This window comes from Enterobacter cloacae complex sp. AR_0002, assembly GCF_001922365.1.
Taxonomy (GTDB): domain Bacteria; phylum Pseudomonadota; class Gammaproteobacteria; order Enterobacterales; family Enterobacteriaceae; genus Enterobacter; species Enterobacter hormaechei_C.
The window spans coordinates 3,438,179-3,460,302 of record NZ_CP018814.1; the positions used below are offsets into that span (position 1 = coordinate 3,438,179).

Below are 22,124 nucleotides of genomic sequence, written 5' to 3' on the forward strand. Positions count from 1 at the left end.
ACCGGGCAATCCAGCACCACTACGCCTGACGCAAATTCTGCGCCGCCTGCACCATGTTCGCCAGCGCCGCGCGGGTTTCAGGCCAGCCACGGGTTTTCAGGCCGCAATCCGGGTTTACCCACAGACGTTCCGCCGGGATGCGCTGGGCCGCTTTTTGCAGCAGCGATTCAATCCACTCCACGCTTGGCACGTTAGGGGAGTGAATGTCATACACGCCCGGCCCGATTTCGTTCGGGTAGTCGAACTCTTCGAACGACTCCAGCAGCTCCATGTCTGAACGCGAGGTCTCGATGGTGATCACATCGGCGTCGAGCGCGGCAATGGAGTCCATGATGTCGTTAAATTCGCAGTAACACATGTGGGTGTGGATCTGCGTGTCGTCCTTCGCGACGGCCGCGTTGAGGCGGAACGCCTCCACGCCCCACTGTAAGTAAGCATCCCAGTCGCTGCGACGCAGCGGCAACCCTTCACGCAGCGCCGGTTCGTCGATCTGAATGATGCCAATCCCCGCCGCTTCCAGATCCGCCACTTCATCACGCAGCGCCAGGGCGATCTGTTTGGCGATGGTTTCCCGGGAAACATCTTCACGCGGGAACGACCAGCAGAGAATGGTCACCGGCCCCGTCAGCATGCCTTTTACCGGTTTGTCGGTCAGAGACTGGGCATACTTCGCCCACTCCACGGTGATCGCTTCCGGGCGGCTGACGTCGCCGATCACCACCGGCGGCTTCACGCAGCGGGAGCCGTAGCTTTGCACCCAGCCGTTCTGGGTAAAGACAAAGCCGTCCAGGTGTTCACCGAAGTATTCCACCATATCGTTACGCTCGGCCTCGCCGTGCACCAGCACGTCCAGACCCAGACGTTCCTGCTCGACGATCGCCTGTTTGATGTGTTCCGCAATGCCGGTGCGGTAGTGATTCGCATCCAGATTGCCCTTTTTGAAGTCCAGGCGCAGGCCGCGGATCTCGGTAGTCTGCGGGAAGGAGCCGATGGTTGTGGTCGGCCACGCGGGCAGGTTAAAGCGCGCACGCTGGGCTTCGGCGCGCACTTCATACGGGCTCTGGCGCTGGCTGTCCCGGGCAGTGATGGCCGCCAGACGTTTTTCCACCGCCGGGTTATGCACGCGCGTCGAGTGACGGCGCGCCTGGATCGGAGCGCTCCAGTGGGTAATCGCTGCCGTGTCGCCGCTGTTCAACGCGTCGCGCAGCAGAGCCAGCTCCTCACACTTTTGCAGGGCAAAGGCAAACCAGCTTTTCACCTCAGGGTCGAGTCGGGTCTCCACGCTCAGGTCGATCGGGCTGTGCAGCAGGGAACAGGAAGAGGCTACCCACAATTCACGTTTACCGACAATGTCCTTAATTTGTGCATATTTCTCGGTGAGATCGGCACGCCAGACGTTACGACCATTCACCAGACCGGCAGAGAGCAACCACTCCGCAGGCAGACGCTTGTGCAACTCTGCCACATCGTCTTTGCCGTGAACGAGATCAACGTGCAGACCCTGAACCGGCAGCGCAGTAATGGTGTCGAGGTTAGGCGTTACGCCCTCGAAATAGGTGGTCAGCAGCAGCTTCACCTGGCCCGTGAGCGCGTCATACGCCGGTTTGAAGGCATCCAGCCACGCCTGCGGCAGCTCAAGCACCAGCGCCGGTTCATCGATTTGCACCCACTGAATACCGCGCTTACCCAGCTCAATCAGCACCTGCTTATAAACCGACAGAATATCGTTCAGCAGGCTGAGGCGGTCGAACTGCTCACCTTTCACTTTGCCCAGCCACAGGTAGGTGACCGGCCCCAGCAGCACGGGTTTCACCTGGTGACCCAGCGCCAGCGCTTCGTCCACTTCATCCAGAAGCTGGGTCCAGGTCAGTTTGAACTGCTGGCCCTTAACGAACTCCGGCACCATATAGTGATAGTTAGTGTTAAACCACTTGGTCATTTCCGCCGCTGCCGCTGGCTCACCCGTTGGCGCGCGGCCACGGCCGATGCGGAACAGGGTATCGATATCCACCGATCCATCGCTGTTCTGATGACGAGCCGGCACGTTGCCAAGCAGCAGGCTGGTGGTCAGAACATGGTCGTACCAGGCGAAATCGCCCACCGGCAGCAGGTCTACGCCCGCCTGTTTTTGCTGATCCCAGTGATGCGCGCGCAGCTCGCGTCCCACCGCCAGCAGTTCTTTGCGGGTGGCGTTACCCGCCCAGTAGCTTTCTTGCGCTTTTTTCAGCTCGCGACGCAGACCAACGCGAGGGAAACCGAGAGTGTGAGTGCGGATTGTCATGGCATACCCCTTGTAGAAATTCGTTATTTAGACGTCCAGATGTTTACACTTCTATAATTGGCAGGTACTGTATATTCCTCAAGCGCAAAATGTTCATGCCGAAGTGAAGGACTTTCATGATCGAGATTAAACACCTGAAAACGCTACAAGCGTTGCGGAACTGCGGTTCTCTTGCGGCGGCAGCGGCCACGCTGCACCAGACTCAGTCTGCCCTTTCTCACCAGTTCAGCGATCTGGAACAACGCCTCGGCTTTCGTCTTTTTGTGCGTAAGAGCCAGCCTTTGCGCTTTACGCCGCAGGGCGAAATTTTGCTTCAGCTGGCGAACCAGGTGCTGCCGCAGATTGCCAGCGCGTTGCAGTCCTGCAACGAGCCGCAGCAGACCACCCTGCGCATCGCCATTGAGTGTCACAGCTGTATTCAGTGGCTGACCCCCGCGCTTGAGAACTTCCGCCAGAAGTGGCCGCAGGTGGAGATGGACTTCAAATCCGGCGTCACGTTTGATCCGCAGCCGTCGCTTCAGCAGGGTGAGCTGGATCTGGTGATGACCTCAGATATTCTGCCACGCAGCGGTCTGCACTATTCGCCAATGTTTGATTTTGAGGTGCGTCTGGTGCTGGCCCCGGACCATCCGCTGGCCGCCAAAACGCGTATCACGCCGGAAGATCTGGCAACGGAGACGCTGCTGATTTACCCGGTACAGCGCAGTCGTCTGGATATCTGGCGCCATTTCCTGCAACCCGCGGGCATCAGCCCACAGCTGAAAAGCGTGGATAACACGCTGCTGTTAATTCAGATGGTGGCGGCCAGAATGGGGATTGCGGCGCTGCCGCACTGGGTGGTCGAGACGGTTGAACGCCAGGGTCTGGTGGTTACCAAAACCCTGGGTGAAGGACTGTGGAGCCGGCTGTACGCCGCCGTGCGCGATGGCGAGCAACGTCAGCCAATTACGGAAGCGTTTATTCGCTCAGCGCGGAACCACGCGTGCGACCATCTTCCGTTTGTGCGGAGCGCGGAGCGACCCAGCGGCGATGTACCCACAGCGAAGCCAGGATCACCGTTCCCCCAATAAGGAAACTCGGCCAGTGCGGCTGCTCCTGCCAGATGGCGAGGTTCACCAGTAGCCCTGCCGGCACGTGCACGTTGTTCATGATCCCCAGCGTTCCGGCGTCTACCTGCGTCGCGCCGTAGTTCCACATAAAATAGCCCAGCCCCGAGGCCACCACGCCCAGCCAGACCAGAACGCTCCACTGCACGGGGGTGGTCGGCAGCTTTTGCGGGTTGCCGAGCATAAACCATGCCGCAATCGCGACAATCGCCGCGCCCATATAGAACCACGCAAACGCGTTATGCTGCGGCATCGGGCGGGTCTCCATCAGGCGTTTGTAACCCACCATCCCGATGGCAAAGCTGATATTAGCGAGCTGGACGAACATCAGCCCGGTCCAGAAGTGATCGCTTACCTTGTCATAGCGAATAATCGCCGCGCCAATGACTGCCAGCGCAGCGCTCAGCAGATATCCCCAGCGCAGGCGGCGCCTGCTGAGCAAGTCATAAATCAGCGTGATGTAGAGCGGCGTCAGCACGGTGAAGAGCAGAAATTCCGAGACGGACAGGTAAACGTAGGCCCGGAAGCTGAACAGGTACATGATGCCGAGCTGCATCGCGCCTACCAGCATGTACAGCAGAATAGTTTTTAGCGACTGCCCGCGGGTACGCAGGAACGGCAGGAACACCAGCGCCGCCAGCCCCACGCGCATCAGCACCGAAAAGTAGCTGTCGACCGATCCGGCAAGGTATTCGCCAATCAGACTAAAGGAGAAGGCCCACAGGATAGTCGTGATAATGAGTAGCGCCACAATGCTTGTCTCTCAGAAAGAAGGAGAGGCATTGTAGCGAACTCTTTAGTTGACATCTGAACAATAAACAATCAAATGAAGGTTATTCAAGGAACAGTTTGCGCAGATACTTAGGTACCGCGTTGTCTGCGTTCGTGCCAATCACTTCCAGCTCCGGGTGCAGATCTTTCAGGCGCTGGTGCGCGTTCTGCATGATGCAGCCTTTACCCGCCATGGAGAGCATCTCGGCATCGTTCATGCCATCGCCAAAGGCGATACAGTCTTTCAGATCAAAGCCCAGACGCTTCGCGACCGCTTCCAGCGCGTGACCTTTGGACACCCCGCCCGCCATCACTTCCAGACAGGTCAGCGTGGAGAAGCTCACGTTCACGCGGTCGCCCCAGCGGGCGTTGATCGCCTGCTCCAGCGGAAGCAGCGCTTCGTGACTTTCGCAGGTAAAGAACACCTTGCTGATCCCTTCAGGATCCAGCAAACCCGGCTCATACAGGGAGTAGTTGAAGACGGCTTCCTTGAAGAAACGCATTTCGTCCGGGCGATGGCGGTTCATAAACCACTCGTCGTCGCGGTAAACGTTAGTCACGATATCCGGGTTGTTATGCACAATGCCGAACAAATCGGTGGCGATGTCACGATCGAGATTATGGGTAAAAATCAGGTTGCCGTCCGTGTCATGTACGCGCGCACCGTTAGAGGTGATCATGTACGACTTGATCTCCAGGTTATCGCGGATCTGCCCCACGTCCACGTGGTGGCGGCCAGTGGCGAACACGAAGTTCACGCCACGGGCAGTCAGGAGTTTTAGGGTCTCTTTCGCATAAGGCGACAGGGTGTGGTCGGGGGAAAGCAGCGTGCCATCTAAATCAGATGCAACAACCTGGTACATAGGGATTTCAACCTCTGGTGGAAAACAATAATCAGTTATGCCTGTTGAAAAATTCAACAATGGCGTTGAGCGCGACTGAGCGCATAGCGTCCTTTTCAAAAAGGATCTCATGGTACGCACCGTTGATGACCAGCGGTTTACCCCCTTCACAGGGATGGCCCGCAGCGGCGCGAAGTTCACAATAGCGGTCATGCATGCGGTTATCCACCACACGCTCTTCTTCCGCCTGGATCAGGAGCGTCGGCGTGTCATCATCGCCTACGCCTGCCAGCACCTGTTCACCGGCATGAATACCTTCCCGCACCCAGTGCCAGGTGGGGCCGCCGACCCGCAGACGCGGTTCATCGGCATAAAAACGCAGGTTGCGCCGATAACGCTGCCGACTGTGGGTTAACACGTTGATGGCAAACGGTAACGCCCGCCAGCGTCCTGTTCCGATGGCATAGCCTTCTCGAATGCGCTGATGGCCCTCAGCCCAGTCGAGAAGATGGCGCACCATCCAGTCAGGAAAACGTATCACAATGCCGTACATCGGCGCGGTCAGCGCAATGGCGTCGCACTGGTGCTTATGGCGCTGCAAAAACAACGTCGAGATCGCGCCCCCCATGGAGTGGGCAAGAATATAACGCTTGCGCCACGGCCCGGGCTGCACTTCCTGCTGCCAGAACGCGGCCAGATCGTCGACGTAATCGCTGAAGTTATCCACGTGGCCGCGATGGGTATCCGGCAACATCCGGCCGGAAAGCCCCTGCCCGCGATGGTCGATAATTAACACATCAAAGCCCAGATGGAACAGGTCATACGCCAGCTCGGCATATTTGATATAGCTTTCGATGCGCCCGGGGCAGACCACAATCACCCGGTCATTTTTTTCATCACGGAAACGAACGAAGCGTACCGGGATTTCCCCGACGCCCATAAACTCATCTTCCTCACGCTGGCGCCAGAAATCGGTCAGCGGCCCCATGGAGAAAGCAGCAAATGCGTTTTCTCGTGTTTCCCAGTCCTTTTTCTGCTGAAACATTGGGTTTCCACCCCCCGTAATTCAGGGAATATCGTTTTTTTCGTCACCGGTCACAAAATGACTCAACAATAGCGTATTGTGGCATAAAAACAGACGATCCGGGAGTTTCAAATGACCTTCGAGTGGTGGTTCGCCTACCTGCTGACATCCATCATCCTCAGCCTTTCACCTGGCTCGGGCGCAATCAACACCATGACCACCTCAATTAATCACGGCTATCGCGGCGCGGTGGCGTCAATCGCCGGTTTACAGACCGGGCTTGGCATTCATATTGTGCTGGTGGGGATTGGTCTGGGCACGCTGTTCTCCCGTTCGGTGCTGGCCTTCGAGGTGCTGAAATGGGCTGGCGCAGCGTATCTTATCTGGCTGGGCATTCAGCAGTGGCGCGCCGCTGGCTCGATTGATCTGCATACGCTCTCCCGGACGCAAACACGCGGCCACCTGTTTAAGCGCGCGGTGTTCGTTAACCTGACCAACCCGAAAAGCATCGTGTTCCTCGCCGCCCTGTTCCCGCAGTTTATCGTGCCGCATCAGCCACAGGTGATGCAGTACGTGGTGCTGGGCGCAACCACCATTATTGTCGATATCATTGTGATGATTGGTTACGCGACGCTGGCGCAGCGAATTGCGGCGTGGATCAAAGGGCCTAAGCAGATGAAGGCCCTGAACAAAGTCTTTGGTTCGCTGTTTATGCTGGTTGGCGCGCTGCTTGCGTCAGCGCGTCATGCTTAGCGAGAAATGATGAGATGAATGCCGAAGCCGGCGAACAACGCGCCGGCGAAGCCGTCGATCCACTTCGCGATGCGCTGGTAGCCGCGACGCATCGCCGGTAAGGCAAACAGGCTTGCCACAACGGTAAACCAGGCGAACGTTTCCACAACGATCAGCAGGAAGATCCCCCAGCGCGCGCCCGCGCCGACGTTATCCCCCACAAACAGCGAGAATACCGAGCCGAAGTAAATAATTGCTTTCGGGTTCGCCAGGTTGGTCAGCAGCCCTTTCACAAAGCTACGGCCGCCCGTTGCCAGCTCAACCTTTGGCTCTTCCGGCTTGTTCTCTTCTTTCTTCAGCGCCCCGCGCAGCATCTGGTAGCCCATCCAGCACAGGTACAGACCACCGCCAACCATAATGATGTTATGCAGCCACGCCATTTTCGCCAGGATCAGGTTCAGACCGAGCAGCGCAACCGCCGCCCAGACCATGACGCCCATGGTAATACCGAGCACACCCATCATCGCCTCTTTGCGGGAGCGGCTGACGGCCGTTTGCGACACGAAGAAAAAATCAGGGCCTGGGCTCATCAGCGCAACGATGTGCACTAACGCCACGGTGAGAAATAGCATTAACATAATTAGCTCGCGGGGAAATAATACAGTGAGTCACCATCCTGGCACTTTTTCGCCCGGCTGACTACTCCTCATCATCACCATCAGCGTGGGAACGGATGAGCGCCATAAACTCTTTACCGAAGCGCTCCAGCTTGCGCGTGCCGACGCCGTTGACGCTGAGCATCTCGCTGGCGCTGAGCGGCATTTGCTCGGCCATCTCGATCAGCGTCGCGTCGTTGAACACCACGTATGGCGGGATGTTCTCTTCATCGGCAATAGCTTTACGCAGCTTACGCAGCTTGGCGAACAGCTTGCGGTCGTAGTTACCGCCGTAGGATTTTTGCATCACGCGCGGCTTCAGGGCGACGACGCGCGGAACGGCGAGCTTCAGTTCAACCTCGCCACGCAGGACAGGTCGCGCCGCTTCGGTCAGCTGAAGCGCAGAATGCTGGGCAATATTTTGCGTGGCAAAGCCGAGGTGGATCAACTGGCGGATAATACTCACCCAGTGCTCATGGCTCTGGTCTTTCCCGATGCCGTAAACCGGCAGCTTGTCGTGACCCATATCGCGGATACGCTGGTTGTTAGCCCCGCGCAGCACTTCAACGACGTAGCCCATCCCAAAGCGCTGGTTCACGCGTCCGATAGTCGAGAGCGCTTTGCGCGCGTCCATCAGGCCATCGTACTGCTTCGGCGGGTCGAGGCAGATATCGCAGTTGCCGCACGGCGCCTGACGCCCTTCACCAAAGTAGTTGAGTAACACCAGACGGCGGCAGGTTTGCGCTTCGGCGAAGGCCCCCATCGCGTTAAGCTTGTGGCGTTCGATATCCTGCAACTGCCCCTGCGGTTTCTCTTCCAGACAGCGGCGCAGCCACGCCATATCCGCCGGGTCGTAAAACAACATCGCTTCCGCAGGCAGACCATCACGCCCGGCGCGGCCGGTTTCCTGATAGTAGGATTCGATATTGCGCGGAATGTCGAAATGCACCACAAAGCGCACGTTGGGCTTGTTGATCCCCATCCCGAACGCCACCGTTGCGACCACGATTTGCAGGTCGTCGCGCTGGAATTTTTCCTGAACATCGGCGCGGATGTGGTTCTCTAACCCGGCATGGTATGCCGCCGCGCTAAAGCCGCGATTTTGCAGACGCGCAGCGGTGTCTTCCACCTTTGCGCGGCTGTTGCAGTAGATGATGCCGGACTTGCCGCGCTGCTCCTGCACGTAGCGCAGGAGCTGATCCAGCGGCTTGAACTTTTCCATCAGCATATAGCGGATGTTCGGGCGGTCGAAGCTGCTGACCTGAATATACGGGTCGTTCAGTCCCAGCAGGCGAACGATGTCCTGACGCGTGGTGTCGTCCGCCGTGGCGGTAAGCGCCATAAACGGCAGCTCGGGGAAGCGCTGACGAAGCTGGCCGAGGGCGGCGTATTCCGGGCGGAAATCGTGCCCCCACTGGGAGATACAGTGCGCTTCATCCACCGCCAGCAGCACCGGGTTCCAGTGCGCCAGGTGGTCGAGGAAGTTGTCCAGCATCAGGCGCTCTGGCGCGATATACAGCAGGCGAACCTGTCCGGTGCGGCACCCGGCCATCACCTCTTGCTGCTGCTCGCGAGTTTGCGTTGAGTTAAGACAGGCCGCCGCCACGCCGTTGGCGAGCAGCTGGTCGACCTGGTCTTTCATCAGGGAAATAAGGGGTGATACCACAACCGTCAGGCCATTAAGCACCAGCGCGGGCACCTGATAGCAGAGCGATTTACCGCCGCCGGTCGGCATGACCACCAGGCAATCGCGGCCTTCCAGCACGGTTTCAATGATGGTTTCCTGGCCAGGACGGAACTGCTGGTAGCCAAAGGTTTCATGCAAAACCTGTTTAGCCAGCGATTCCTGATTCAATACTTCCGCCTGCGCCACGTTAACCCCATATGCCAGAAATGAAACAGGCGCTATTTTCAGCGCCTGAGAGAGAAACTTCAACGTTTAACGCAAAAACATTCGAGCAGCTTAGAAAATATCGTTCAGCATGACGCCCACACCGACGCGGGTCTGGTTGAAGTTGTAGTCGATCAGCGATTCGCCGTAGCCGCTATACACCTGGGTATAGAGACGAACGTGTTTCGTTACCGGGTAGCTCAGGCCCAGCTCTGCACCGCCGTAGCCGGTATTCCAGTTGTACTGGCCTTTGGCACTCAGCACCGCGTCACCCAGCTGATAGCCCACTTTAAGCTGATAGTAGCCCATATATTTGGTGATATCCGGGTTGTCATCGGTGCTGCCTACTACGTACCACGGCTTCACTTCCACCATGAAATTGCCGTTCTGCGCCATCAGACGCGTATAGATGCGGTTCCAGCTGCGTGAGGTTGGGTCGGAACGACCGTTGGAATCGTGGTTATAGCCCACCTCCACGTCTCGCAGCGTCCAGCCTGCAAACTCATAATCGGTGGCGAAACCGAGGAACAGCTGCGGTTCATAGTTGGTTTCGCGGAACGGTGATGATTCCCCGCTGTTGGAGAGCTGCCACCATGACTTCTGCGTGTAGGACGCGCCAAGTACCGAGTTCGGCCCCAGGATGCCGCGCCAGAACGGGAAGGCGAGGCTGAGCTGGAACTTCACCTCATCTTTACGCGCATTATCAGACCAGTTATAGGAGCTTATCGCCTCTTTGTTGAGATCGCTGGTCTGGGTGTAGATCACGTAGTTTGTGTCATACGGGTACAGCGTGAACGGATTGTCATGCTCCTGAAGCATATTGGCGATGATGCTACCCTTAACGGCAGGTTTATCATGCACCTCTTTGATCGTCGCTTCCTGCGCATATGCTGTGAGGGGCAGCGCAACCGCCGCCAGTAACCAACCCAGATACGTCCGCATCGGTGGTGTTCTCCTGAAATGGTGACATTTAATGAATAGTTTTGTCCGGGCATTCTACAGACTTCTGCGATAACTTCCGCTTCCTCGTTTCTTAAAGTGGCATTCCTTTATCCTGAAGCATAAAATCAACATTTTGTTAACAACAAGGATGCCACGTCAGATGTCAGCCACACTCACCGCCGAAGAAACCTTAAAGCTCGTGGGCGAGATTTTTGTGTACCACATGCCGTTCAACCGTGCACTGGGTCTTGAGCTGGAGCGATACGAAAAAGACTTCGCTCAGCTGAGTTTCAATAATCAGCCAATGATGGTCGGTAACTGGGCGCAAAGCATTTTGCACGGCGGGGTAATTGCCTCCGCGCTGGACGTGGCGGCCGGTCTGGTGTGCGTGGGCAGCACGCTGACGCGCCACGACACCATCAACGAAGATGAGTTACGCCAGCGCCTGTCGCGCATGGGCACCATCGATTTACGCGTCGACTACCTGCGCCCAGGACGCGGAAACCGCTTCACCTGTACCAGCAGCCTGCTGCGCGCCGGGAATAAAGTTGCCGTCGCCCGCGTTGAGCTGCATAACGAGGAGCAGGTTTATATCGCCAGCGCAACCGCCACTTATATGGTGGGTTGAGACGGCAAATTCGGGTAAAATTACTTCACTTTTTTGTAACGGATTTTCCCGATGGATGCTAAACAGACGCGGCAGGGCGTTTTACTCGCCCTTGCCGCTTATTTTATTTGGGGTATAGCACCGGCGTACTTCAAACTTATCGCCTATGTCCCGGCGGACGAGATCCTCACTCACCGCGTCATCTGGTCGTTTTTCTTCATGATTGCGCTGATGAGTATCAGCCGTCAGTGGTCAGGCGTCAAAACGCTGCTGAAAACCCCGAAGAAGGTCTTCCTGCTCGCCCTCTCTGCGGTGCTGATTGGCGGAAACTGGCTGCTGTTTATCTGGGCGGTGAATAACCATCACATGCTCGAAGCCAGCCTGGGCTACTTTATTAACCCGCTGGTCAATATTTTGCTGGGGATGATTTTCCTCGGCGAGCGCTTTCGCCGGATGCAGTGGGTGGCAGTGATTCTGGCCTTCTGCGGCGTGCTGGTACAGCTGTGGACCTTCGGCTCACTGCCGGTTATCGCCCTGGGGCTGGCGTTCAGCTTTGCCTTCTACGGCCTGGTGCGTAAAAAAATCGCCGTGGAAGCGCAGACGGGAATGCTGTTTGAAACCCTGTGGCTGCTGCCTGTCGCCGCGATCTACCTGTTCGGTATTGCCGACAGCGCCACCAGCCATATGGGCAGCAACCCATGGTCGCTGAACCTGATGCTGATGGCCGCGGGCGTGGTCACGACGATACCCCTGCTGTGCTTCACCGGCGCGGCAACGCGTCTGCGCCTCTCCACGTTGGGCTTCTTCCAGTACATTGGCCCGACGCTGATGTTCCTGCTGGCGGTGGTGTTTTACGGCGAGGTGCCGGGTGCGGATAAGATGGTGACGTTCGCCTTTATCTGGGTGGCGCTGGCCATCTTTGTTGCGGATGCGATTTATACCCAGCGCAGGGTGCGCAAAGGGCTGTGATGTTGCCCTCACCCTAACCCTCTCCCACAGGGAGAGGGAATTCGATCGTAGGGCGGGTAAGCGCAGCGCCACCCGCCAGATTTTTACAGCCAGTTCCGGCGTTTAAAATAGAGATACGGCGCCAGCCCGGCGAGGATCATAAAGATAATCGCCCCCGGGTAGCCAAAGCTCCACTTCAGTTCCGGCATAAACTCGAAGTTCATCCCGTAGCTGGAGGCTACCAGCGTCGGCGGCAGGAACACCACGGACACCACCGAGAAGATCTTGATGATGCGGTTCTGCTCGATGTTGATGAAGCCCATCGCCGCCTGCATCAGGAAGTTGACCTTCTGGAACAGGGATTCGTTGTGCGGCAGCAGGGATTCGATATCGCGTAAGATCTCACGCGCCTGCTCCAGCTGACCGCCCGGCAGACGCGCCTTGCGCACCAGGAAGTTCAGCGCGCGCTGGGTATCCATCAGACACAAACGCACCTTCCAGCCGATATCTTCCAGCTCAGCCAGCGTGGACAACGCTTCGTCGTACTCATCGCCCTGATGGCCTTCCATGATCACGCGGCTCAGCTTTTCCAGGTCGCTGTAGATGTTTTCGATTTCATCCGCCAGCTGTTCGATTTTGGTTTCGAACAGATCCAGCAGCAGCTCATAGGCGTTACCGTCCATCATCGCCTGGCTGCGGGCGCGCATACGGTAGAGACGAAACGCAGGCAGTTCGCGCTCGCGCAGGGTGAACAGGCGGCCATCGCGAATGGTAAACGCCACGGTGGAGTTCCCCGCGTGGTCTTCGGCATCTTCGAAGAAGAAGAAGGAGTGAATGTGCAGGCCGTCTTCGTCTTCAAAAAAACGGGCGGATGCTTCGATGTCTTCCAGTTCCGGGCGCGTTGCCAGGCTTTGCCCCAGCTCAGATTGTACGCGAAGGCGCTCATCGTCGTCCGGCTCGACCAGATCCACCCATACGGCATCAATGAGGGGCTGTGACTCTTCGGCTTCAAGCCGAGTCAGTCGGTTATTTTCGAGTTGAAATGCGCTCAACATGACCGGGACTCCCAATGCAAAAAATATCGGACAGTTCGGTGGGCACACAGAAACAAATTGGGTTTCAGACCATTAAACAGCCTGACTCAGCGCGACGGGAATGATGCAGTCGCTGACAACCACTAAGGCCATCAGCAAGAGGAGATAGCCTTAGGAGTTGTTCCTGGATGACAGGGAATTGAGCCAGTATCTACTGGGTGTGTCCAAGGCGAATGTCCTCTTAGCGTAATCGTGCGCGCATGTTACGCCAGCAATAACTGTGGCGTCAACACGCAACGGAACGCTGAAGGGCATTAATTGACCTTCAACGTATAAGGCTAGCAGATTATTACAAAATAGTGATATTTTTCTGAAAGTTACACACTTTCCAGCTTGGCATAGGCTGCCACCAGCCATTTGATCCCCTGCCCCTGGAACGCTACCTGCAAACGGCTGTGCTCGCCGCTGCCTTCCAGGTTGACGATGGTGCCTTCGCCAAACTTCGAGTGGCGCACGCGCTGGCCCAGCTTGTAACCGGTGTCGGTTTCAGAGATCGGCGAGCCCATACGCTGATGGCTGACCGGACGGCTGATGCTGGCGCGCAGGCGCACCTCTTCCACACACTCTTCCGGCAGTTCGCCGATAAAGCGCGACGGACGGTGATACACCTCTTTCCCGTACAGGCGGCGGGTTTCCGCGTAGGTCAGAGTCAGTTTCTGCATCGCACGGGTCACGCCCACGTAGGCCAGACGACGCTCCTCTTCCAGACGCCCGCCTTCATCCAGCGACATCTGGCTCGGGAACATCCCCTCTTCCATCCCGACGATGAACACCTGCGGGAACTCCAGACCTTTCGCGGAGTGCAGGGTCATCAGCTGAACCGCATCCTGCCAGGTATCGGCCTGCCCTTCACCCGCCTCCAGCGCGGCGTGAGAGAGGAATGCCTGCAACGGCATCAGGTCTTCGTCTTCTTCGTTGTAGCTGAACTGGCGCGTTGCCGTCACCAGTTCCTCTAAGTTCTCAATACGGGTCTGGCCCTTCTCGCCTTTTTCCTGCTCGTACATGGTGCGCAAGCCGGAATCTTTAATCACCCGGTCGGTCTGGACGTGCAGCGGCATGTCGGCCGTTTCCTGCGCCAGTGCGTCGATTAACTCCAGAAAGCGTTGCAATGCGCTGGCGGCGCGCCCGGCGAGGGCTTTTTCCTGTAACAGCTCGCGGCATGCCTGCCACAACGTGAGCTGACGATCGCGCGAGGCCTGACGCACCACGTCCAGCGTACGATCGCCGATGCCGCGCGTCGGTGTGTTCACCACGCGCTCAAATGCCGCATCGTCGTTACGGTTGGCAATCAGACGCAAGTACGAGAGCGCATCTTTGATCTCCTGACGTTCGAAGAAGCGCATACCTCCATAAATGCGGTACGGCATGCTCACCTGCAACAGCGCCTCTTCCAGCACGCGCGACTGGGCGTTGCTGCGATAGAGAATGGCACACTGCTCCAGCGCGCCGCCGTTCTCCTGCCAGGTTTTAATGCGGTTCACAACGAAACGGGCTTCGTCGAGCTCGTTGAAGGCGCAGTAAATCGAAATCGGTTCGCCGTCGACGCCATCGGTCCACAGCTTTTTACCCAGGCGCCCGTTGTTGTTCTCAATCAGGGCGTTGGCCGCGCTCAGAATGTTGCTGGTAGAACGGTAGTTCTGTTCCAGACGGATGGTTTGCGCGCCGGGGAAATCGTTGAGGAAGCGCTGGATGTTCTCCACCTGCGCGCCGCGCCAGCCGTAGATAGACTGGTCGTCATCGCCTACGATCATCACCTTGCCGGTATCCCCGGCCAGCAGGCGGATCCAGGCGTACTGGATGTTGTTGGTATCCTGGAATTCGTCCACCAGGATGTTGGTAAAGCGTTCACGGTAGTGTTGCAGGATATGCGGTTTGTTCAGCCACAGCTCGTGGGCACGCAGCAGCAGTTCGGCGAAATCCACCAGACCGGCGCGATCGCACGCTTCCTGATAGGCCTTGTAGACGTTCTGCCAGGTCTGCTCGACCGGGTTACCGAAGCTCTGAATATGATGCGGACGCAGCCCTTCGTCTTTCTGACCGTTGATGTACCACATCGCCTGACGCGGCGGCCACTGCTTCTCGTCGAGGTTCATCGCCTTGATCAGGCGTTTCAGCAGGCGCAGCTGATCTTCGCTGTCGAGGATCTGGAAATCCTGCGGCAGGTTAGCGTCCATATGGTGCGCGCGCAGCAGACGGTGCGCCAGGCCGTGGAAGGTGCCAACCCACATGCCGCCCTGGCTGGTGCCCATCAGCTGTGCGATACGGTGGCGCATCTCCGCCGCCGCCTTGTTGGTGAACGTCACGGCCATAATCGAGTACGGCGAGCAGTTCTCCACGCTCTGTAGCCAGGCGATACGGTGAACCAGCACGCGCGTCTTACCACTGCCCGCTCCAGCCAGTACCAGCAGGTTTGTACGCGAGGCGGCAACCGCGTCACGCTGTTTATCATTAAGGCTGTCGAGCAGGTAAGAAACGTCCATTGGCACCGTCACGTCATGGCGGGCAGGCAAATGTTTCCATTCGCCAAAACCCTGTTAATTTATACAGAACAATTGATGATTATATCAGCGTCGTGAGGGATGCCAACCGTGAAATTTCCACGTGCGGCAGAAGACGGCTATCCGGGGTAGTCATCAGATCGGCATTTTCCGGCTTGATCCAGCAGGCCTGCATGCCGCAGCGGATCGCCCCGGCGACGTCCGTGGTCAGGTCGTCGCCCACGTGCAGGATCTCACCGAGCGGCAAATCCAGTTTTTCCGCTGCCAGATGATACATATCGTTGAACGGCTTCGAGCGTCCGTGCGGGCCCGCGCGCAGCACGAACTGAAAATAGTTCCCCAGACCAAACAGTTCAGGCTGAGCGTTGCCGTTGGTGATGGCCACCAGCGGCCACTTTTCGGCGAGCTTCGCCAGCGTGTCGTGGGTCTCCTGCGGCACGTCGATGCGACTGCGCCATTTGGCGAAGTTTTCCATGGCCGCTTCGGCACCCGTGGCCGCGTCCTGCGCGCTCAGGCCGGCATTGAGCATCGCCTGCTCAACCGCACGGCGGCGCCATTCGGTCACGTCATGATAAATTTCCGGCTCGGTTTCCCGCAGGGACTGACGCAGCTTCTGGAAATCTTTGTTCTGCATTGTTTTCAGCGCAGGATGGTAGTTCTGCACAAACGCCAGCGACTCCTGCTCGGTACGCAGGATCACCGGACGATTGTCGTAAAGGGTGTCATCAAGATCAAACGTCAGGGCTGAGATCTGACCGAGTGGGCGGTAAAAACGCATTATTTCCCCCGTTTGGCGCGTGGATGCGCCGCGTCATACACCGAGGCAAGGTGTTGGAAGTCTAAGTGGGTATAGATTTGGGTGGTCGACAGATTCGCGTGACCAAGCAGCTCCTGTACGCCGCGCAGGTCGCCGCTTGATTCCAGCATGTGCGTCGCAAAGGAGTGGCGCAGCTTGTGGGGGTGAACGTGGCTGTTCAGCCCCTGCTTAATGCCCCACTCCGCAAAGCGCTTCTGCACGTTACGCGCCGAGATCCGCTTGCCGAGTTTCGACAGGAACAGCGCATCTTCGTCGGCGCCAAACAGCCCGCGAAGGTCCAGCCAGTGCTCAATCCAGGAGACCGCATTGCGGCCGATCGGCAGGCGGCGCTCTTTGCTGCCCTTGCCCATCACCCACACCTCGCCGGATTCCAGATCGAGGTGCTTCAAGTCGAGGTTCACCAGCTCAGAGAGACGCAGGCCCGCGCCGTACATCACCTCCAGCATTGCGCGGTCGCGAACGGCCAGCGGATCGTTAAGATCGATATCCAGCAGGCGGTTTACGTCGTCGACGTCGATATTTTTCGGCAGATGACGCGGGGCTTTCGGCGTGGCGATCCCTTTCGCCGGGTTGGCTTTCAGACCGCCCTGACTGACCAGCCAGTCGAAGAAACTGCGCAGGGCAGAGAGTCGGAGCGCCAGGCTCGCCGGGCTTAAGTTTTTTTTACGGCTACGCACGACGAACCCGCGTACCGTGGCGGCGTCACATTGTTGCCAGCTTTTCAGGCCGATTTCATCGGCAATCTGCATGATGGCATCAAGCTGACGCTGATAGTTGAGCAGCGTAATAGGGCTGAGCTGGCGTTCTACGCCCAGATAGCGCAGAAAGCGGGTGACGTCAGTGGCGAGCAGTCCGTCCGTCATACGCGCTCAATCCAGCGCTCCAGCAACTCAGGCAACATCAGGGCGATCTCCTGCAACAGTTGCGTACCCTGCCCCTGTTCATAGTGATGCGCGTCGCGGCTGGTAAATAACATCACGCCCAGGTCACCATCGCGCCCCATCAGCGACATCGCCACCGAGCCGATAGCTTTGGCTTCCGGCAGCACCACCAGCAGTTCTGGCCCGTTGAGCGGCCCCAGATAATGGTGCTCATGGCCCAGACGCTGAATGCGCAGCGGCTCAAACGCCTGACGGCTCAGCGCCAGATGGGTAAACCCGGACGGCGCGCCAATGCGCCAGCGGTCAGGGAAGAGACGGATCGTCGCGCCTGCCAGCCCCAGCTCGCGCGCCCAGCGGTGGAAGCGGTTGAGGAACTCTTCGAGACTGTGTGCGGAAGCCAGACGCGCCTGAAGGTGCAGAAGACGGTAGAACAGGCTTTCGTTATTGCTGGCCTGCTCCATCAGCAGCGTCATGTTCTCTTCGAGCTGATTGATGTGATTGCGCGAGCGCGCCATGTGCCATTCAACCAGCGACACGGTCTCGCGAACCGGATGCGGCACGCGCATCCGTTCGACGACGCGTGCATTGCGGATAAAAAACTCAGGATTGTGCAGCAGATAATCCACAACAGTGCTGTCGTCCAGCTCTGTTACAGGTTCCCGCAGTTCTTCCCCTGGTTGCTTCATAGATGGATAAACCCGTCATAAACATGTGTCGCCGGGCCAGTCATGTACAGTGGATGACCCGCTCCTTTCCAGGCGATATCAAGCCGACCGCCTGGTAATTCCACGCGAACCTCTTCTGCCAGTAACCCCTGTGAGATACCGACGGCCACCGCCGCACAGGCACCGCTTCCGCAGGCCTGGGTTTCGCCCGCGCCGCGCTCGTAAACCCGCAGGCGAATATGTTCACGCTTCACCACTTGCATGAAACCGATGTTCGCCCGCTCCGGGAAGCGCTCGTGGCTTTCCAGCACCGGGCCGAGCGTTTCAACCGCCGCGGTTTGCACATCATCCACCTGAATCACGCAGTGCGGGTTACCCATTGAGACGACGCCGCACAATACTGTCTGCTCGGCGGCACGCATGATATAGGTCTTTTCCGCTTTGTTGGCGCGAAACGGCACGGCAGAGGGTTCGAAGTTCGGCTCTCCCATGTTCACGCGCACCAGTTCGTCGTCGGTGACGCTGAGCACCATCCGGCCATTGGCGGTGCTGACGCGGATATCGCGCTTGTTGGTCAGCCCTTTCAGCCGTACAAAGCGGGCAAAACAGCGCGCGCCGTTGCCGCACTGGGAAACTTCGCTGCCGTCGGCGTTAAAAATGCGATAGTGAAAGTCCAGGTCAGGATCGTAAGGCGGCTCCACCACCAGCAGCTGGTCAAACCCCACGCCCACGTGTCGATCCGCCAGACGACGGATCAGTTCCGGGGAGAAAAAGACATTCTGCGTTACCGCGTCGACGACCATAAAGTCGTTGCCAAGGCCATGCATTTTAGAGAACTGCATCATTTGCTCCATTGCGCGGGTACAGAACGTAATTGTCAGAGATTGACCTGAGTCGGGCCGCCGTTATTGCCGCGATCGTTGGTATCCGGCGTAGATGACTCGATACCACTTTGCACCGGTTTTGTCGGCGGTGGTGCGTTTTTATCCTCTGGCGGGAAGTACAGTGGTCCCTTCAGTCCACAGCCGGTCAGGCTAAACAGAGTGACAAGAACGACAAGCGTTCGGAAGACGTTTTTCATGTAGAGGTTGCCCGTAAGTTCAAATCTGTTTCTATCATCGCAGGAGAAGACACAAAAGCAAGAGTTTGCCGCTTTCCTGCAACGGGAATTATTTAGCGTTATACTGCCGCCATCACGAAAAACAGGAATAAAACCATGAACGACAGTGAATTTCATCGCCTTGCCGATACCCTGTGGATGACCATCGAAGAGCGTATCGACGACTGGGACGGCGACAGCGATATCGATTGTGAAATCAACGGCGGGATCCTGACCTTAAGCTTCGAAAACGGCAGCAAGATTATTATTAACCGTCAGGAGCCGCTTCACCAGGTGTGGCTGGCGGCGAAACAGGGCGGCTATCACTTTGATCTGAAAGGTGACGAGTGGGTCTGCGACCGCAGCGGCGAAACGTTCTGGGATCTGCTGGAGCAGGCGGCGACCGCGCAGGCGGGTGAGGACGTGAGTTTCAGGTAGTTTTGTTGCCCGGTGGCGGCTACGCCTTACCGGGCCTACAACGGCTCGGACCGTAGGCCGGGTAAGCGATAGCGCCACCCGGCGAAAAGCCTCAGGAAAAATACTGCTGCAACAGCGGCGCAGTTTCCTGGTTAGCGGGCGCCGCAGGGGTAATCGCCTGCGTACGGAACGGGATCACCTGCGCTCGCCCATCCACATTCACAATCTGGTAGAACTGCGGCAGGTTGAAGTTGATAAAACTTGAGCCGTAGGTAAAGCGATCGTGCGAAGACGAATAGAAGCGGCTGACGTCGCGCACCAGCTCCTCTTTGCTGCCTTCACAGTGGTGATACACCTCGGCACGGTTGGTTTCATCCAGAATGTAGATGTTAAACCCGGCATTATCGCCCGACTCTTCGAAGAAGAACTGAATAATCCCTTCACTCGCAAAGCCATCTACCACCTGCGGCAGCTTAACGTGATTGGTTTCCACCTGAACCGACAGGCCATGCAGTTTGTTGTGTGAAATCGCGCCGTAGAATTCAATGGCGTTCTCCAGCTTCTGCACCGACACGTTCAGGCGCTCAAAGAACAGGCCCCAGGTCTGGCCGGAGACGCGCAGCGCTTTAAAGCGCCCGGTTTCCTGACGGGTGCTGGAGAGACGCAGTTCGATGCACTCAGACACCAGCTGCTGCACGCGGGTACGAATCAGGCCGCGCAGGTGCTGGCTGTAGCAGAACACCTCCACGCTGTCCGGGGGTGCGGCGTCCTGGTGCATCTTGCCGAGGATCGTTTTCAGCGCCTCGATCATCGCCTGCTCGCCGTTAAAGTGTAAGGTACGCACTTCGTTCCACGAGTTGCGGTACAGCAGATCCACGCTACCCACCAGGCAGTTTTGCTGCTCGCCGAAGCTAAAGACGTCCAGCTTGCGGAAGTCAAAGTGAACTACCTGATTGCGGAAGGCCGCCGTCGGGTCGTATTCCAGGTTGACGATGATCGCCAGATGGCGGATCTCACACGGGCTGTAGAGCGCCTTTGGCGTCGGCGCAGGCAGACGCAGTGGGAAGTGGTGCGAGACATCCGCCACCATCTCCTGCAACTTGGCTAAATCGACCACCTCGTTACCCTTGATAAACAACCGGGTGCGTGAGGTGAGAAGGCCGTTAAACCAGGCCCAGGCCACCAGCTTGTTCAGATAGCGGTTATATTCCAGCGGCTGATGGCTGATGATCGAATCCATGCTTGGCGCACGGTTGTACAGATACCACCCGGTGCGGTTTGCGCGGCCCGGCGGCACGTAGATAAAGGTCAGATTCGGCTCAGACAGGTCAGGCGAAATCTGTGGGTTAACCAGCGTAACCTTGCCCGGCAACGCTTCAAACGCGGCGTACAGTTTACGGGTCAGCACCCCGATATCCTGTGGGCTGGCAGAAACGCTAAGGTTGTTACGGCGGGCAAAGCGGATCAGGTTGCGGTAGCTCTGCATCATCGCATCAAGCAGCTCGTTGTGCGCCTCGCGCACCTGATCGATCTTCCAGTTGGCGCGGTTGTCCAGCATGGCGAGACGCGCTTCGTCCCATCCCCACTCTTTGACTAACTGGCTGACGACTTCACGACGCCAGCCCACGCAGGCGCGTTCGCGGCTCAGTTTTTCACAAACTTTGAGATAGAAACATCGACGCACCAGGTCAAGACGCGTGGCGTCCTCAATGGCTGTCAGGTATTCGGTGACGCGTTCCAGCATCATGCAGTAGGCATCAAGCCCGTAGGAGACGATCTCCCCGTCGTGCAGACGCTGTTTAATATCTTTCGCCAGCAGGCGCGGCGTGGGGTATTCCCAGGAGTAAGCTTCCAGCAGCAGGGTTTTCAGCACCGCTTTGTACGGTGAATCAATGCTCTTATAAAGCTGCCAGAGGCTTGCGCCAAAGTACTCTTCGGCGGACAGGGAGCTCAGGCCGCCCAGATCCAGCCACTCGTTTGGCGTCAGAACGCCCTGCGAGTAAAGCGACATGACGTAGTCGTCATAATTCTCTTCTTCATCGCACGGCACCATATTCCACAGAATACGTTTCCCGGCCAGGCGAACGGCAGTACGGTAAAACTCATCCAGCAACAGGATGTGCTGAGTCGAGCCGCAGTCTTCACCACCAAGACTGCCGCTTTCGTTATGGCGGAAACGGTTTTCATCAATCAGGAAGAAGCTCACTTCCACGCCGAGCGACGCCGCCCAGCTCTCCAGCAGGCTGCATTTACGCTGCAACAACTGGCGCTCTTCATTGTCGAGCCAGGACTGATGGCAGACCCAGATATCCAGGTCAGAAGAGCAGCTTTGCCCAACCGATGATGTGCTGCCCATGGAGTAAACCCCGGTAATCGGCAGCTCGCCTTTCGGCGAATCCTGCGGCGGCATACCACGGTAGAGTTCAAGTTCAGTCAGGTAATGCTGTTGGGTTTCATCAGGCGTGAAAAGGCAAATGCCCTGGGGAACGTTACCATCGAGGTAACCCGGCATTAGCGGATGGTGATAGTGCAACAATGTCGGCAGAAGACTGTATACCTGCTGGAAAGCAGGGCCCATGGCAGCAAGCGCGCGATCCACGCGCAATTGATTGATGGCATCCAGTCTCTGTTTCAGAGTCTCAATATAGAGGTACAAGACGTATCGCCTGATGTTTCCGGGTGTCGCATGCCAGTCAGAACAGAAAAAGCAGCGGACCCGCAGTATTTCAAAAAATAACCGTTACCCTTTTTTCGCCTTTTGCTTTTCTGGTGGTACAGACGAAAAAATGGTCTAAAACGTGATCAATTTAACACCTTGCCGGTTGACCGTAAAGAAAGATGCGCTACATACAA

The 22,124-nt window shown here is 57.5% G+C and carries 21 protein-coding genes; 5 read left to right on the forward strand and 16 right to left on the reverse strand.

The window, feature by feature from the left end; translation table 11 throughout:
- Nucleotides 1-19: 19 nt before the first annotated feature.
- Nucleotides 20-2,281, reverse strand: coding sequence for a 5-methyltetrahydropteroyltriglutamate--homocysteine S-methyltransferase (gene metE, locus AM329_RS17045; protein ID WP_032608221.1), 2,262 nt, complete (start codon nt 2,279-2,281; stop codon nt 20-22).
- Between the two features lie 116 nt (nt 2,282-2,397).
- Here metE and metR point away from each other — a divergent pair, with 116 nt between their 5' ends.
- Nucleotides 2,398-3,351 (forward strand): HTH-type transcriptional regulator MetR, encoded by a 954-nt coding sequence (metR, locus tag AM329_RS17050; protein ID WP_015570000.1) that lies wholly within the window; start codon nt 2,398-2,400, stop codon nt 3,349-3,351.
- Here the strand turns inward: metR and AM329_RS17055 are convergent.
- From AM329_RS17055 to pldB, 3 genes are all read right to left on the reverse strand, one after another.
- Nucleotides 3,239-4,138, reverse strand: coding sequence for a carboxylate/amino acid/amine transporter (locus AM329_RS17055; RefSeq protein ID WP_003860795.1), 900 nt, complete (start codon nt 4,136-4,138; stop codon nt 3,239-3,241). The two genes, metR and AM329_RS17055, sit on opposite strands and share 113 nt — an antisense overlap.
- 82 nt (nt 4,139-4,220) lie before the next feature.
- Entirely contained in the window at nt 4,221-5,021 is an 801-nt protein-coding gene (yigL, locus tag AM329_RS17060) for a sugar/pyridoxal phosphate phosphatase YigL (protein ID WP_023299050.1), read from the reverse strand.
- A gap of 31 nt (nt 5,022-5,052) precedes the next feature.
- A complete protein-coding gene (gene pldB / locus AM329_RS17065) occupies nt 5,053-6,045 on the reverse strand; it encodes a lysophospholipase L2 (protein ID WP_015570002.1) in 993 nt (330 codons plus the stop codon).
- A 111-nt stretch (nt 6,046-6,156) separates the two neighbouring features.
- Between pldB and rhtB the strand changes: the two genes are divergently transcribed.
- Nucleotides 6,157-6,777, forward strand: coding sequence for a homoserine/homoserine lactone efflux protein (gene rhtB / locus AM329_RS17070; protein ID WP_003860798.1), 621 nt, complete (start codon nt 6,157-6,159; stop codon nt 6,775-6,777).
- On the opposite strand, the gene rhtC is transcribed toward rhtB, so the two are convergent.
- From rhtC to pldA, 3 genes are all read right to left on the reverse strand, one after another.
- Nucleotides 6,774-7,394: a threonine export protein RhtC gene (gene rhtC, locus AM329_RS17075; protein ID WP_023323988.1), complete on the reverse strand. Its 621-nt coding sequence runs from the start codon at nt 7,392-7,394 to the stop codon at nt 6,774-6,776. The genes rhtB and rhtC overlap by 4 nt on opposite strands.
- A gap of 61 nt (nt 7,395-7,455) precedes the next feature.
- Nucleotides 7,456-9,285 (reverse strand): ATP-dependent DNA helicase RecQ, encoded by a 1,830-nt coding sequence (gene recQ / locus AM329_RS17080; RefSeq protein WP_003860800.1) that lies wholly within the window; start codon nt 9,283-9,285, stop codon nt 7,456-7,458.
- A gap of 90 nt (nt 9,286-9,375) precedes the next feature.
- Nucleotides 9,376-10,245, reverse strand: a complete 870-nt coding sequence (gene pldA / locus AM329_RS17085; RefSeq protein ID WP_003860803.1) for a phospholipase A — start codon at nt 10,243-10,245, stop codon at nt 9,376-9,378.
- Nucleotides 10,246-10,405: 160 nt separating this feature from the next.
- Here pldA and yigI point away from each other — a divergent pair, with 160 nt between their 5' ends.
- Both yigI and rarD read left to right on the forward strand, forming a co-directional pair.
- On the forward strand, nt 10,406-10,873 hold the full coding sequence (gene yigI / locus AM329_RS17090; RefSeq protein ID WP_006812366.1) for an acyl-CoA thioesterase YigI: 468 nt from the start codon (nt 10,406-10,408) through the stop codon (nt 10,871-10,873).
- 51 nt (nt 10,874-10,924) lie between these two features.
- Nucleotides 10,925-11,821: an EamA family transporter RarD gene (gene rarD / locus AM329_RS17095; protein ID WP_017694744.1), complete on the forward strand. Its 897-nt coding sequence runs from the start codon at nt 10,925-10,927 to the stop codon at nt 11,819-11,821.
- Between the two features lie 83 nt (nt 11,822-11,904).
- On the opposite strand, the gene corA is transcribed toward rarD, so the two are convergent.
- The 8 genes from corA to AM329_RS17130 all read right to left on the reverse strand — a co-directional run bounded on the left by corA (nt 11,905) and on the right by AM329_RS17130 (nt 18,836).
- The gene (gene corA, locus AM329_RS17100; RefSeq protein ID WP_032608220.1) at nt 11,905-12,855 is read right to left on the reverse strand and encodes a magnesium/cobalt transporter CorA; all 951 of its coding nucleotides are present in this window, start codon (nt 12,853-12,855) and stop codon (nt 11,905-11,907) included.
- 150 nt (nt 12,856-13,005) lie between these two features.
- Entirely contained in the window at nt 13,006-13,062 is a 57-nt protein-coding gene (gene ysgD, locus AM329_RS26140) for a YsgD/CorL family protein (RefSeq protein ID WP_212743980.1), read from the reverse strand.
- Between the two features lie 149 nt (nt 13,063-13,211).
- Nucleotides 13,212-15,374 carry a DNA helicase II gene (gene uvrD, locus AM329_RS17105; protein ID WP_017383586.1) on the reverse strand — a complete coding sequence of 721 codons (2,163 nt, stop codon included), beginning with the start codon at nt 15,372-15,374 and terminating at the stop codon, nt 13,212-13,214.
- Nucleotides 15,375-15,453: 79 nt separating this feature from the next.
- Complete coding sequence (yigB, locus tag AM329_RS17110; protein WP_003860811.1) at nt 15,454-16,170, reverse strand: 5-amino-6-(5-phospho-D-ribitylamino)uracil phosphatase YigB; 717 nt, start codon at nt 16,168-16,170, stop codon at nt 15,454-15,456.
- The gene (gene xerC / locus AM329_RS17115) at nt 16,170-17,072 is read right to left on the reverse strand and encodes a tyrosine recombinase XerC (protein WP_022650173.1); all 903 of its coding nucleotides are present in this window, start codon (nt 17,070-17,072) and stop codon (nt 16,170-16,172) included. Before xerC ends, yigB begins: the two co-directional genes overlap by 1 nt.
- A complete protein-coding gene (locus AM329_RS17120) occupies nt 17,069-17,776 on the reverse strand; it encodes a DUF484 domain-containing protein (RefSeq protein WP_003860814.1) in 708 nt (235 codons plus the stop codon). The genes xerC and AM329_RS17120 overlap by 4 nt, the downstream gene beginning before the upstream one ends.
- The gene (dapF, locus tag AM329_RS17125; protein ID WP_022646661.1) at nt 17,773-18,597 is read right to left on the reverse strand and encodes a diaminopimelate epimerase; all 825 of its coding nucleotides are present in this window, start codon (nt 18,595-18,597) and stop codon (nt 17,773-17,775) included. The genes AM329_RS17120 and dapF overlap by 4 nt, the downstream gene beginning before the upstream one ends.
- Before the next feature lie 35 nt (nt 18,598-18,632).
- A complete protein-coding gene (locus tag AM329_RS17130) occupies nt 18,633-18,836 on the reverse strand; it encodes a lipoprotein (protein ID WP_003860815.1) in 204 nt (67 codons plus the stop codon).
- Nucleotides 18,837-18,971: 135 nt separating this feature from the next.
- Between AM329_RS17130 and cyaY the strand changes: the two genes are divergently transcribed.
- Entirely contained in the window at nt 18,972-19,292 is a 321-nt protein-coding gene (gene cyaY, locus AM329_RS17135; protein ID WP_003860816.1) for an iron donor protein CyaY, read from the forward strand.
- 91 nt (nt 19,293-19,383) lie between these two features.
- Here cyaY and cyaA read toward each other — a convergent pair whose 3' ends face one another.
- Nucleotides 19,384-21,927: a class I adenylate cyclase gene (gene cyaA, locus AM329_RS17140; protein ID WP_022650172.1), complete on the reverse strand. Its 2,544-nt coding sequence runs from the start codon at nt 21,925-21,927 to the stop codon at nt 19,384-19,386.
- Nucleotides 21,928-22,124 lie beyond the last annotated feature (197 nt).

Coding starts and splice junctions, on each gene's coding strand:
- xerC (WP_022650173.1), bottom strand. CDS start 17,072: ATGACGGACGGACTGCTCGCCACTGACGTCACCCGCTTTCTGCGCTAT.
- corA (WP_032608220.1), bottom strand. CDS start 12,855: ATGTTGAGCGCATTTCAACTCGAAAATAACCGACTGACTCGGCTTGAA.
- AM329_RS17130 (WP_003860815.1), bottom strand. CDS start 18,836: ATGAAAAACGTCTTCCGAACGCTTGTCGTTCTTGTCACTCTGTTTAGC.
- yigL (WP_023299050.1), bottom strand. CDS start 5,021: ATGTACCAGGTTGTTGCATCTGATTTAGATGGCACGCTGCTTTCCCCC.
- rarD (WP_017694744.1), top strand. CDS start 10,925: ATGGATGCTAAACAGACGCGGCAGGGCGTTTTACTCGCCCTTGCCGCT.
- metE (WP_032608221.1), bottom strand. CDS start 2,281: ATGACAATCCGCACTCACACTCTCGGTTTCCCTCGCGTTGGTCTGCGT.
- yigI (WP_006812366.1), top strand. CDS start 10,406: ATGTCAGCCACACTCACCGCCGAAGAAACCTTAAAGCTCGTGGGCGAG.
- rhtC (WP_023323988.1), bottom strand. CDS start 7,394: ATGTTAATGCTATTTCTCACCGTGGCGTTAGTGCACATCGTTGCGCTG.
- cyaY (WP_003860816.1), top strand. CDS start 18,972: ATGAACGACAGTGAATTTCATCGCCTTGCCGATACCCTGTGGATGACC.
- metR (WP_015570000.1), top strand. CDS start 2,398: ATGATCGAGATTAAACACCTGAAAACGCTACAAGCGTTGCGGAACTGC.
- dapF (WP_022646661.1), bottom strand. CDS start 18,597: ATGCAGTTCTCTAAAATGCATGGCCTTGGCAACGACTTTATGGTCGTC.
- AM329_RS17120 (WP_003860814.1), bottom strand. CDS start 17,776: ATGAAGCAACCAGGGGAAGAACTGCGGGAACCTGTAACAGAGCTGGAC.
- pldA (WP_003860803.1), bottom strand. CDS start 10,245: ATGCGGACGTATCTGGGTTGGTTACTGGCGGCGGTTGCGCTGCCCCTC.
- rhtB (WP_003860798.1), top strand. CDS start 6,157: ATGACCTTCGAGTGGTGGTTCGCCTACCTGCTGACATCCATCATCCTC.
- yigB (WP_003860811.1), bottom strand. CDS start 16,170: ATGCGTTTTTACCGCCCACTCGGTCAGATCTCAGCCCTGACGTTTGAT.
- uvrD (WP_017383586.1), bottom strand. CDS start 15,374: ATGGACGTTTCTTACCTGCTCGACAGCCTTAATGATAAACAGCGTGAC.
- pldB (WP_015570002.1), bottom strand. CDS start 6,045: ATGTTTCAGCAGAAAAAGGACTGGGAAACACGAGAAAACGCATTTGCT.